This is a genomic window from Pedobacter sp. SG908 (genome assembly GCF_011759615.1).
Lineage (GTDB): Bacteria > Bacteroidota > Bacteroidia > Sphingobacteriales > Sphingobacteriaceae > Pedobacter > Pedobacter riviphilus.
Genome location: NZ_JAAOYY010000001.1, coordinates 2,895,448 through 2,908,491 on the forward strand (window position 1 = coordinate 2,895,448; position 13,044 = coordinate 2,908,491).

Below are 13,044 nucleotides of genomic sequence, written 5' to 3' on the forward strand. Positions count from 1 at the left end.
TGCCAAATTTTATTTTGTGATTTTTATATTAATTAAAAACCTCGCAGGTTTTGAAATAAATTGAGCATAACGATTAATACAAAAAAACGGGGCTATCGTAAACCGATGCCCCGTTTTTTTGTTCTTAAATATCTGGATATTATATTTTACTTTATGCGGTCCACCTTATCTGGTGTAATTAGGTGCTTCTTTAGTAATGGTAATATCGTGCGGATGGCTTTCGCGCATACCGGCAGCTGTAATCTGTACAAACTGCGCTTCTTGTAAAGCTTCTATAGTTGCCGCTCCACAATAGCCCATACTCGCACGTAAACCACCTATATACTGGTACATTACTTCAGCTAAAGTACCTTTAAATGGCACACGACCAACAATACCTTCTGGAACTAGTTTTTTAATATCATCTTCCACATCCTGAAAGTAGCGGTCTTTAGAACCTTGTTCCATCGCTTCAATTGAGCCCATTCCACGGTAAGATTTAAATTTACGTCCTTCGTAAATAATGGTTTCGCCTGGCGATTCTTCTACTCCTGCAAATAACGAACCTGCCATCACTGTGCTTGCACCCGATGCAATCGCTTTGGCAATGTCGCCAGTGTGTTTAATACCACCATCAGCAATAACAGGTACACCTGTACCTTTTAAAGCTTTGGCACATTCGTATACAGCATATAACTGAGGTACACCAACACCTGCAATAATTCTGGTGGTACAGATAGAACCTGGGCCAATACCTACTTTAACGGCATCAGCACCGGCATCTGCTAAAAATTTCGCAGCAGCACCAGTGGCAATATTACCAACAATCACTTGTAAATCAGGATACTTAGCTTTAACTTCTTTTAATTTATCAACTACACCTTTGGTATGGCCATGAGCAGTATCGATGGTAATTACATCAACACCGGCATGAACTAAAGCATCAACACGCTGTAAAGTATCTGCTGTAACGCCTACCGCAGCTCCTACCCTTAAACGGCCACGTTCATCTTTACAGGCTACAGGATAATTTTTAACTTTCGAAATATCTTTAAAAGTGATTAAACCACTTAAGTAACCATCTTTGCTAACCACTGGAAGTTTCTCGATTTTATGGTTCTGAAGAATCTCTTCTGCCTGAACCAAAGTGGTTCCTTCTGGTGCAATGATTAAATTTTCTTTAGTCATTACCTCAGAAATTGGTCTCTTCATATCCTTTTGGAAGCGTAGATCTCTGTTTGTAATAATACCAACTAGTTTATTATCGCTACTAACAACCGGAATACCACCAATTTTATGCTCTTTCATGATCTTAAAAGCATCGGCCACTACAGCTGTTTCCAACAAGGTTACAGGATCTTGAATCATACCGCTTTCCGAGCGCTTAACTTTACGCACTTCTGCAGCTTGTCTGTCTATGGTCATGTTTTTATGTAACATACCAATACCACCGTTTTGCGCAATGGCAATGGCAAGTTCGGCTTCAGTTACAGTATCCATTGCTGCAGAAATCAATGGAACATTAAGTTTAATTTTTTTTGTTAAAAAAGTGGCTGTATTTACTTCACGGGGCAGAATTTCCGAATACGCGGGTACTAAAAGTACGTCGTCATACGTTAAACCTGTGGCAATAAACTTTGTGGAATCGAGTTGCATAGCAAATAAATTAGGATTTATTATTTGCCAGGCAAAGATACAAAAATTAAGGGAAAATAAAAGCATAAAGATAAAAATGCTTAAATATTGAGCTTGTCTGACAATTGCTATCATTTTAAAACACAAACCAAGGTTTAATGAATATATGGTAACAATAACCTATTATTTAAGTGATTTAATTTGATTAAACTCTAGATTTATATAAATTCATCGAACCAAATATATAAACATGATTGATTTTCTTGAAGGCACTAAAGAATGGCTGATTGGCTTTTTTGGCTTATCGGCACTTTTACAGTTGTTGCAAACTAATGATTATAGCCAGTTTATGAGCTGGAAAGGAATTAGCGCACTTATTGGTCCTTTAATCCCTTTTTTATTGGTTTTTGAAATCATTAGAATGACATTTTACCGCCGTTTTAAGGTAGTAGATTACCGCATCTCTTTCTTCTCGCTGGTACTCAACTCCTTTATTGGCCGTATTATTTCAATCGGAATGGTTTCCATTTGTATTGGTTTATTTGGAAAATATGCCATTTTTAAAACCGAAATTACCTGGTACTGGCTCATTTATGGATATGTAATATGGGAATTTGGTCATTTCATTTACCATTTTTTAGCACATAAAGTTAGACTGTTTTGGTGTTTGCATTCTACACATCATGCACCAGAAACCATGAATCTATCGGTAAATTTTGCTCACTTTTTTCTTGAAGCACCTTATGCTGATCTAATTAGAACAACAACATGTATTCTTTTAGGCGTAAGCCCATCACTCCTCTTTTTAATTATGTTTATTGATGGAGTTTGGGGCTCTTTTATCCATATTGGAGAAAATATTTCTAAAGATGGCCGTTTCGGCTTTTTAAATAAAATAATCCTTACCCCCTCTCATCATCGTGTACACCATGCCAAAAATGCATTGTATATGGATACCAACTTCTGCAACCTGTTGCCCATCTGGGATCATGTCTTTAAAACCTACCAGGAAGAGGATAAAACAATAAAAATTGAATATGGTATTACCAGGGAGATGAAAAAACACAGTTTTTTAGATGCTTATTTCGGCGAAATTGTTCTTTTGGCCAAAGATGTTTGGCACGCACCAGGTATTAAAAACAAGTTTCTATACATTTTTATGCCTCCGGGATGGAGCCACACCAAAGACCATAAAACAGCAAAAATAGTAAGAACAGCATATCTGAAAACCTACAAAACTGAAATGGCCGCGCCATAAAGAAGGGAACAGAGGCAGTTTATAAAATTTTGTGATGGCCATATAGACTAATTTAAAAGTTTATGAAATATGTTGTCAATTAATTGATCATATTTCAATGAATCTTTTTAATATTGCACAACCAAAAAACTAATTTTATAAATGCAGAAAAATGCTCTCAAATTTCTGACTTTAATGCTATGCATTGGAGTTACCACCCTTTATGCCCAAACTATTCAACCTGTAAAAAGAGAATTCAAGTTTGGAAAAATTGCACCGACAGAATTCGAAGTGAAAGCCTCTGGTCAGGACTCGTCTGCCTCAGCAATTAAACTGTTTGATGTTGGTGACTGTTATTTCGAATACAATACCACTGGAGGATTTATTTATGTGTTTGAACGACATATACGCTACAAAATCTTAAACAAAAATGGTTACGATCTGGCCAATTTCCAAGTAGAACTTTACAGAAATGGTAACTCTGCAAAAGAGGATCTCAGTTTTATGGATGCTGCAACCTATAATATGGTTGATGGCAAAATGGTTACCAGTAAACTGAATAAGGATGCCAAGTTTACCGAAGAGTTTAACAAAAATTATGTAATCAAAAAATTTGCATTACCTAATGTTAAAGAAGGATCGATTATCGAGTTTAAGTATAAAATCAGATCAGATTTTACATTTACACTTCGCGGGTGGAAATTCCAATCAAGTATTCCGACGCTATGGTCTGAGTACAATGTTAAAATTCCGGAATACTTCATATATAAAAACAATACGAGTGGGTACTACCAAATTGAGCATCCAGTTCATGAAACTGTAACTGCAGCTTATATCCCTGGCTTAAGTTCTAATGCAGCTTACGACAAATATTGTGCAGCAAATGTACCTGCCTTAAAAGAGGAGCCATATGTAACTACAATGGATGATTATACCCCTAAAATTGAATTTGAACTTAGGGGCACCCAATTTCCAGGCCAAATGTATCAAGATTTTAATGGTTCGTGGCCAAAAATCATCAATGGGCTGGCTGAAGATGAAAACTTTGGTGGCTTTATTAACAAAAACAGTTATGCCAAATCTGTACTGCCAGGCATTTTAAAAGGAGAGAAAGATACCCTTGCTGCAGTAAAACTCATTTTCAACTATGTTAAAAACAACCTAAAATGGAATAAGCAATATTCGAAGTATGCTAATGAAACCAATCCAAAGAGCATCTTCGAAAAGAAAACAGGTTCATCTGCAGATATTAACCTTGCTTTGTTGAGTTTATTAAAAGAAGCTAAAATTGAGGCCTTCCCTGTTCTGATCAGTACAAGAGAAAATGGCGAACACCCAGGTTATCCTGTAGTATCGGCGTTCAATAATGTAATTGGTGTTACGCAGATCGGAAATACACTTTATTTTCTTGATGCCACAGATAAAGATCTTCCTGCAGGTATGTTAGATTATGAAAACCTGAGTCACCAGGGCTTTTACATGGATTTAAAAAGCTTTAATGGAAAGTGGCTTTCTACAGAACCAAGTGTATCGAGCGAAAAGATTTTTGTTTACAACATGACGCTCGATAAAGACCATAAACTAACCGGAAAGATTAACCAATATTCAAAAGGTTATGCGGCACTAAATCTTCGAAACAAGTATAGAAAAACAAATAACGAGACTGAGTTTATTAAAAACTTTAAAAAAGATAAAGCTGGTCTTGAAATCTCGACATACAAGATCGATAATTTGGACAATCTTGACGAGTTATTAACCGAAAATATGGACGTTGTGATTGAAGATAATGTAGAAGAAGCTGGAAACCTGGTGTATTTTACACCTCTCCTTTTCGAAAGAACCAAAGAAAATTTATTTAAACTGGAACAACGAAAATTCCCGGTCGATTTTGCTTATCCATTTAAAGAAAGCTACCGCATTACGGTGAACTTTCCAGATGATTATGAAATAGACAAACTTCCTAAAGGAGGTATTTACAAACTTCCCGAAAACAACGGAACCTTTACCATTAATTATGTAACAGAAGGTAAAACCCTGATGGTGAAAAGTATCATTAATGTAAGTAAATCGCTTTATACGCCTGAAGAATATTTTGATTTAAAAGAATTATTTAAAACGGTTGTAGAAAAACAGGCCGAACAGATCGTATTTAAAAAGAAAGTATAATGAAATACTATTTAAGTTTGGCGCTTGCGCTTGTAAGTATTAACAGTGCGTTAGCACAGATGGATTATGATGTAGCAAAGATCCTTGAAAACCTGAAAAAAGATGCTGTTGCTGTAATTAGAAACGAAGAATCTTTTTTTGATGTTAAGGGTTTAGGTGAGGCAAAAATGGATTATAAAGTGGCAATAACCATTTTGAACAAGGCTGGCGAAGAATATGGCGAAATGGCTAAAGTTTACGATAAATTTAGCAGTATATACAACATTAAGGCTACCCTTTACGATGCAGCAGGAAAAAAAATAAAAGATTATAAAAGTTCAGACATTAAAGACCAAAGCCTGATTTCGGATTTTTCGATCTTCGAAGACAATAGGCTTAAACTCTTGAAATTTGTAAGTATAACTTATCCCTACACTATAGAGTACAGTTATAGTCAGGATTATAAAGGATTGCTTTCTTTTCCTTCTTGGCACGACCTGAAAGATTTTGGAGTGTCAGTAGAAAAATCGGCTTACACTATCCAGAAGGCAAAAAATTACAAAATGAGGTACATTACGAGTTCCAATTTACAAACCGACTCGGTAATTAATGGAGAAAAAGTACAGTACAAATGGAAAAGTGCCAATGTTGCAGCGGTTGCTGAAGAACCTTTAAGTACCGGTATTGATAACATTTCTGCATGGGTAAAGGCTTCCCCTAATCAGTTTGAATATGATGGTTCTACAGGTAATTTTGACAACTGGAAAAATTTCGGCTCATGGCTTTTTACCTTAAATCAAGGAGGAAATAAACTTCCTGAAACAACCAAATTAATGGTACAGAATTTAATAAAAGATGCCAAGACGCCAAAAGAGAAGATCAGAATTTTGTATAACCATTTGCAACAAAACACCCGTTATGTAAGTGTTCAATTGGGAATTGGTGGTTTTAGACCTATTTTAGCAGAAAAGGTTGCACAGGTAAATTACGGCGATTGTAAAGCGCTTTCTAATTATATGAAGGCCCTACTAAACGAAGCGGGAATTGCCTCAAATTTAATTGTCATCGGAAATGATATGCCCAGTTTAAACCCGAATTATTCGAGTATGGGGCAGGCGAACCACATGATTTTATGTGTTCCATTAGAAAAAGATACTACATTTTTAGAGTGTACCAGTCAATATAAACCAATGGGGTTTATTGGCTATAGCAACTCTGACCGCAATGTATTGATGGTTACTGAAAGTGGAGGGAAAATAGTGCATACCCCTGCTTACAATGCCAAAGAAAATTATCAGATCAGAAAAACCAAAATTACATTAGCTGAAGACGGTACAGCAAGTTCTGAAATAAAATCTACTTATGGCAGCGCCCAGTTTGAAGAGAATTTTTCGATGACATTGATGGAGCCTGTTGATCTCAGAAAAAAAATAATAGAAGAGAGCCCCATTCCAGTGGCTGAGCTCATTAGCTACAAGTATGCACAACCAGATAAAACAGTACCTGTGCTTACCGAAGAGATTAACTTTAAAACCAACACATTGTTAACCAAAGGTGGAGATAAGTTGTTTTTGGTGGTAAACCAGGTTAACCGCCGTGAGAGCATTCCACTTAAAGTAGAAGCAAGAAAAACATACTTTGCTGTTCCCTTTAGTTATAATGACGATGATGAAATTAGCTATATCTTACCAAAGGGCTATAATGTAGAGTTTATTCCAAAAGATATTGCAATTAACTCTGAGTTTGGATCGTACACAGCGAAATTTAGTGTTAAGGATAATATGATTGTTTATAATAGAACACAAACCATGAACAATAAAAAGTATCCGCCAGAAAAGTATAGTGAATATGTAGATTTTTACAAAAAGATTTACCAGGCTGATAAACAAAAAGCTGTTTTATCGAAAACTTTATAATTTAGCATATGATTACTGAAAACCAATATTTTGATGGCAACGTTAAATCGTTAGGCTATGAAACCGCTGAAGGAAAATCGACTATCGGCGTTATAAATCCAGGAGAATATACCTTTGGAACAGCTCAGAAAGAAATTATGCATGTTATAGAGGGTGAATTAGCAGCGCTTTTACCAGACACTACAGATTGGCAAAGCATTAAAGCGGGCAGCAATTTCGAAGTTCCTGCAAATTCATCTTTTAAAGTAAAAGCTACTGTACAAACGGCCTATTTATGCCAATATAGGTAGCTGAATTTATTACAAAAAAGTCGTCATCTTGACTGAAACGTAGTGAAATGGCGAGATCTATCTCGACAGATTTCTCGACTTCGCTGCAATTCACTCGAAATGACGACCTTTTGCGGCCTTACTTACTTCTTCCCGATCACTACCTCAGTGAAATTCTCTGTAGTAAAGTATTTATTAGCCAATGCCAACAACTCTTCGGCAGTAATGGTCTTCACTTTTTCAATGTATTTGGTATAATAATCGTAATCCAGTCCCGAAAAATAAATGTTCTTAAATTTATCGGCATGCGAAAAAACATTCTCCAAACTACCCAACATTGATCCGAGCATATAGTTCCTAACCAGGTTCAGTTCTTCTTCTCCTATTGGTTCATTTTTCAAGATCTCGATCTCTTTATAAATCTCAGTTAAAGCAGCCGAACACACATCAGCACCAACTTCGGTTGCGATAAAAAGATAACCTGCCTGTTGCAGCGAAGAAATTCCGGAGCCAATTCCGTAGGTATAGCCTTTATCTTCGCGGATGTTGTTCATTAAACGTGAACCAAAATACCCACCTAAAACCGTATTTAGAATCTGAAGTCCGGAGAAATCCTCATGTTTACGGTTTATGGCCAATTGGCCTATACGGATAGCTGATTGTAATGCCTCTGGTTTTTCGATATACACAAGCTGTTTTGCCGTCGAAGCAAAATCGAAACTATTCTTTATTGCATCGCTTTTTTTCCAGTCGCGGCCAAAAGCTTCGTTTAAAAGATTAAACCCAGCATCATCAAACTTACCAGATATCACAATGGTACAATTATTAGGAGCATAGGCAGCTTTAAAATATTCAATTAAATCTTCGCGCTTTAATGCATCGTAGTGCTCAGCTTTAATATTTACCCCGTAGGCTGTATCGCCAAATAAAGCATGGGCAAATTCCTTTCTCGAAAGGATATCATTTTTCTTCAGGTTTACCTGTAGCTTTTGCTTTTGGTTTTGGATGTAAATATCAAGCTCATGCTGTGGAAACTGACTTTCTGATAAAACATCTTTCACAATGGGTAATACCGAATGTAAATGTTTATTTAAAGTATACAGCGTAACCGATGACTGATCCTGGGCATATTCTGTTTGGAAAAATGCACCATAAAAATCAATTTGTTCAGCTATCTCTTTTGCCGATAATTTATTTGTTCCATTATTGATTAATGCGCTTACCGCAATAGCCTGTAATGGTTTTTCGAGTTTCCAGTTTACGTTATCAAAAATAAATTCGATACGTACCAGATCTTGTTCTCCAGAGTAAATAGTAAAAACGGGTACACCATTATCTAGCACTTTTTTTTCGGGCTGGATAAAATTTATTGTAGATACCTGCTTAAAATCAGGCGCCTGTTGTCTGTTAAGCATTTTCTTCAGTTAGGTAATATAAAGTAGATGATGATTTATGATTAAAAGTTTCGTTAGATATCCTTTTGATATCTGCTGCCCCTACTTTTAAAAATTCTTCGGTTTCCCGGTTCAATATAGCAGCATCGCCCAACAGTTCGTAATAAGCCAGATTCATTGCTTTATCAAGCAGGCTCATCTCAGAAAAAACAAGTACCGATTCTACCTTGTTTTTTACTTTGGTTAATTCAGTTTCAGAAACCACTTCGGCCTTTAATTTTTCCAGTTCAACCCAGATTGCCTTTTCTGCCGTTTCGATTGTTACTCCTTCTACCAATTTACCTTCAACAATAAACAAACCCGGATCTAAACTGCTCGAAATATAGGCGTTGATATCACTAAAAAGTTTTTGTTCTTTTAACAGGCTATTGTACAAACGCGAAGACTGTCCACGAGATAAAATATCCGATAATAAATCAAAGGCATAATAATCCTGATTTAATCGTCCTGGCATTTTAAAAGCCATATAAATCGCATTTAAAGGCACGTTTGCCCTCACAGTTTCTTGTCTGGCTTCTGTTTGCGGCTCTTCCTGAACTAAATCACGGTTGTACTTCTCTCCCGCCGGGATCGGTTCGAACCATTTTTCGGCCAGCTTTTTTACCTCTTCGGTTTTCACATTGCCACCTACTACCAAAATTGCATTTTGTGGGGTATAATGTTTTTTGAAGAATGCTTTTACATCATCCATTGTTGCATTTTCGATGTGCGAAAGTTCTTTCCCTATAGTTGCCCAGCGGTAAGAATGCTTTTTATAAGCCAGTGGACGTAACTTTAACCAAACATCGCCATAAGGCTGGTTCAGATAACGTTGCTTAAATTCTTCGCTCACTACGTTTCGCTGTGTTTCTAAACTCTTGTCAGAAAAAGCCAGGCTCAACATCCGGTCGCTCTCCAGCCAAAATGCCGTTTCTATATTTTCAGCAGGCAAAGTGATATAATAATTAGTAATATCGTTACTTGTAAAAGCATTATTCTCACCCCCTACGCGTTGCAAAGGTTCGTCATAATTGGGGATGTTTACCGATCCGCCGAACATCAGGTGCTCAAATAAGTGCGCGAAACCCGTTTTTTCAGGATCCTCATCACGAGCACCCACATCATATAAAATATTTAAAACAGCCATTGGCGTCGTAGCATCTTCATGCACTAAAACTTTTAAGCCATTGGCCAGTGTAAAACGATTAAAATCTACCATATTTATTTTTAGAACCGTAAAGATATAATAAATGATTTCACTGATGGGGAAGATTTAATAGAATTTGGAGTATTAGCTGTGTTTGTTATTTTTTTGACAAACCTTAAACCTTACACCTTCAACCTTCCCTCCCTTTTCCTTATCTTTGTAGTATGAATACAGCCGATTTACTGCAACGGGCATTACATTTTGACTTTTTAAGCCTCGAAGAAGGTGTACATTTATATCACAATGCAGATACTGCATCTTTAATGTTTGTAGCCAATGAGCTAAGAAAAATTCAAGTGCCCAGTGGAAAAGTAACCTGGCAGATAGACCGTAATGTAAACACCACTAATGTTTGTATTGCCAATTGTAAATTCTGTAATTTCTTTCGCAGGCCTGGGCATGATGAAAGTTATATTACTGATATCGAAACCTATAAGGTAAAGATTGAAGAGACTTTCCGCTTAGGTGGAGATCAATTATTATTGCAGGGTGGGCACCACCCCGATTTAGGTTTAGCGTTTTACGCTGACTTATTCAGAAAATTAAAAGAATTATATCCTGATTTAAAACTTCACGCCTTAGGACCGCCAGAAATTGCACACGTAGCAAAACTGGAGGGCATGACGCATACCGAGGTATTAAAAGCGTTAAAAGAAGCAGGTATGGATTCTTTACCAGGTGCAGGTGCTGAAATTTTAAATGATCGTGTGAGGCGTTTAATCTCGAAAGGTAAATGTGGCGGACAAGAATGGCTTGATGTAATGCGCGCATGCCATCAATTAGACATCACTACTTCGGCTACAATGATGTTTGGTCATGTTGAAACTATAGAAGAACGTTTTGAACATCTGGTTTGGATCCGCCAGGTACAAAGTGAAAAACCTGCCGATGCAAACGGATTTTTAGCCTTTATCCCTTGGCCTTTCCAGGATGACGGTACTTTATTAAAGAGATTGCGTGGAATTAGCAACAATGTAACAGCTGATGAATATATCCGTATGATTGCGTTGAGCCGTATCATGTTGCCAAACATCAAAAATATCCAGGCCAGTTGGTTAACTGTTGGAAAAACTACGGCCCAATTGTGTTTACATGCTGGAGCAAATGATTTTGGATCGATTATGATTGAAGAAAATGTAGTTTCAGCTGCAGGTGCGCCACACCGTTTTACAGCAAACGGCATTCAGCAATCTATTAAAGCCGCAGGCTTTGAACCCCAGTTACGCGGACAAAAATACAACTATAGAGATTTGCCTGAACATTTAGAAGAGCAGGTGATCACCTATTAAATGATGTAACAAGGAGGATTTGAGCGGATGATCGAAGGATCAATGACCAACTCTTACAATGATCAATAGCAACTGGTTTACTAGAAGTTAATTCTTTATTCCATAATGTAGGCAGAAGAAAAGACACGCTTATTTCTTTATCGATCCTAAAATCTCATAATCTTGAAAATCCTGATCAAATAAAAGGAAGTAGAATCAAAGCTCTACTTCCCTACCTTAAACTAAACATTACCTAATTAATAATGTCAATATTTTAGAGTGCTGTTATAGTTTTTTACCGTCTCTTAAAAATAAGTTGGCGATAGTAATTACGCTGGCCTTATCTAAAGGTTCATCAAAACTTTCTACCGCTGCAGCTTTGGTAATACCTGCATTACCACCAATACCCACAATGTTTGCACCAGCTTGTACGGTTAAATCCTCACCGGCATAAACAGCATCAACAGCTGCAACACCTGAGTCGTTTGCCTGTCCAGAAGCACCAAGGCTAACCCATGGTTTATAAACGGCAGAACCTGCAGCAGTCCGCATTTGACGAATATGAGATGCATGGCGCGCTTCTACCGAGTGGATCTGCAAAGCTGTTTGTAACACACCTGGGCTAACCAATAGGTTTCCTGCCTGCCCTTTATATGCCCTTACTCCTGTATCTTCAAAACCCTGGGCTACCGCTAAAAAGGTATTATAATCAGAATATACGGTAGCAAATGCCCCACCTGCTCTAAAATCAGTATCTGCATAGGCGATTGGTGCGCGGGCAGAACTACCCAGAGCACCTACCAATAAATCAACGTGTGCTTTTTCGTGATCGCGAATGGTAGTAATGGCAGCTTGGCTGGCTGCATTAGGAAAATTAAAAGTAACATCAGTTACTGCCGATCCCGGGGTTTTGCCTACGATACAGTGATTATAAAAATGGTATTCCAAATACTCTAGCGATAAAGCAAAGTTTAATACATCAACAACCGCAGCAGGTAAAGCTGTTTGTCCGTACGCTTTTTGAAACATTGAACCTAGGGCTAGCGGCATAGCAGCCAAAGAGATTTTTTTGCCCATATTGAAAAAGCTTTTCATAGCGGCTCTTCTCGGATTTAATCTCTCATAGATTTCACCGTCAACTTTTTCAATTTCTTCTAATATATTTACGATATTCATGATTTTCTGATTTAAAAAATTAAAGATTGATTACATTAATTTTAGTTTTGATGTATTTCTGAGCAGCAGTCAAAACCTTATCTGGTGTTAAAGCAGCATCTAATCCAGCTGAGTTATTGGCTCCCAATGAAGCAAGACTATTAAGGTCTGCAAATGATCCGTTTGAAATTAAATCACGAACATAGGCAGCATGACGGGCTTCAACTGAAACAATTTTACCGGCTAATAATAAATAAGTTCCGTTTTTAATTCTTGGCCCTGCTCCGTTATAAGCAGAAACGCCTAAATCTTCAAAAGCCATAGCAGCACCTAATACACTACTTGCGCTGGTAAAATCAATTGATGAAAAATCTACCTCTAAACTTCCAATTGCAGCTGTACCTAAAGCAGCTTTAAAAAACTCCCTGTGGGCAATTTCATGAAACTGGATATCCTGAAAATATGCTTTTTGTGCTGTGGTGAAAGTTGCAGGAGGTGCTGAAGCAACCTTAACATAAAATGCAGCCTCTAATTGCTCCAAAGCATAAGCATAATTTAACACACCGAAATCATCTTTAAAATCTAACGTTACACCTCCCATAACCGGATTGTCGTAACCACGATCTTTTTTACAACCGGCGGCTACCAAAGCAATACCTGCAGCGCCTGCACCTGCGTACTGAAGAAAAGATCTTCTGCCTACAGTTTTGTCAAATAAACTTCCTTCACGAAGTTCACTTTTTGTTTCTAGTTCATTGTTTTTCATACTCATCTAATGTTTAGTGGTTTTGAATTCGTTT

10 protein-coding genes are annotated in these 13,044 nt (G+C 37.2%); 5 read left to right on the forward strand and 5 right to left on the reverse strand.

Features of this window, described 5'->3' with window-relative positions; all coding sequences use genetic code 11:
* Positions 1-165 precede the first annotated feature (165 nt).
* A complete protein-coding gene (gene guaB / locus FHT21_RS11790) occupies positions 166-1,635 on the reverse strand; it encodes an IMP dehydrogenase (protein WP_086546656.1) in 1,470 nt (489 codons plus the stop codon).
* Positions 1,636-1,864: 229 nt separating this feature from the next.
* Between guaB and FHT21_RS11795 the strand changes: the two genes are divergently transcribed.
* From FHT21_RS11795 to FHT21_RS11810, 4 genes are all read left to right on the forward strand, one after another.
* Positions 1,865-2,872 (forward strand): sterol desaturase family protein, encoded by a 1,008-nt coding sequence (locus FHT21_RS11795; protein WP_167294856.1) that lies wholly within the window; start codon positions 1,865-1,867, stop codon positions 2,870-2,872.
* Between the two features lie 141 nt (positions 2,873-3,013).
* On the forward strand, positions 3,014-5,017 hold the full coding sequence (locus FHT21_RS11800) for a DUF3857 domain-containing protein (protein WP_167294857.1): 2,004 nt from the start codon (positions 3,014-3,016) through the stop codon (positions 5,015-5,017).
* Complete coding sequence (locus FHT21_RS11805; protein ID WP_167294858.1) at positions 5,017-6,912, forward strand: DUF3857 domain-containing protein; 1,896 nt, start codon at positions 5,017-5,019, stop codon at positions 6,910-6,912. The genes FHT21_RS11800 and FHT21_RS11805 overlap by 1 nt, the downstream gene beginning before the upstream one ends.
* A gap of 8 nt (positions 6,913-6,920) precedes the next feature.
* A complete protein-coding gene (locus FHT21_RS11810; RefSeq protein WP_167294859.1) occupies positions 6,921-7,202 on the forward strand; it encodes a pyrimidine/purine nucleoside phosphorylase in 282 nt (93 codons plus the stop codon).
* A 122-nt stretch (positions 7,203-7,324) separates the two neighbouring features.
* On the opposite strand, the gene FHT21_RS11815 is transcribed toward FHT21_RS11810, so the two are convergent.
* Positions 7,325-8,596, reverse strand: coding sequence for a pitrilysin family protein (locus FHT21_RS11815; RefSeq protein ID WP_167294860.1), 1,272 nt, complete (start codon positions 8,594-8,596; stop codon positions 7,325-7,327).
* The gene (locus FHT21_RS11820; RefSeq protein ID WP_167294861.1) at positions 8,589-9,833 is read right to left on the reverse strand and encodes a pitrilysin family protein; all 1,245 of its coding nucleotides are present in this window, start codon (positions 9,831-9,833) and stop codon (positions 8,589-8,591) included. The genes FHT21_RS11815 and FHT21_RS11820 overlap by 8 nt, the downstream gene beginning before the upstream one ends.
* Before the next feature lie 152 nt (positions 9,834-9,985).
* Here FHT21_RS11820 and FHT21_RS11825 point away from each other — a divergent pair, with 152 nt between their 5' ends.
* On the forward strand, positions 9,986-11,110 hold the full coding sequence (locus FHT21_RS11825; protein ID WP_167294862.1) for a CofH family radical SAM protein: 1,125 nt from the start codon (positions 9,986-9,988) through the stop codon (positions 11,108-11,110).
* Positions 11,111-11,374: 264 nt separating this feature from the next.
* On the opposite strand, the gene FHT21_RS11830 is transcribed toward FHT21_RS11825, so the two are convergent.
* Positions 11,375-12,265 carry a ferritin-like domain-containing protein gene (locus FHT21_RS11830; protein ID WP_167294863.1) on the reverse strand — a complete coding sequence of 297 codons (891 nt, stop codon included), beginning with the start codon at positions 12,263-12,265 and terminating at the stop codon, positions 11,375-11,377.
* A 19-nt stretch (positions 12,266-12,284) separates the two neighbouring features.
* Positions 12,285-13,010, reverse strand: a complete 726-nt coding sequence (locus FHT21_RS11835; protein WP_167294864.1) for a ferritin-like domain-containing protein — start codon at positions 13,008-13,010, stop codon at positions 12,285-12,287.
* Positions 13,011-13,044 lie beyond the last annotated feature (34 nt).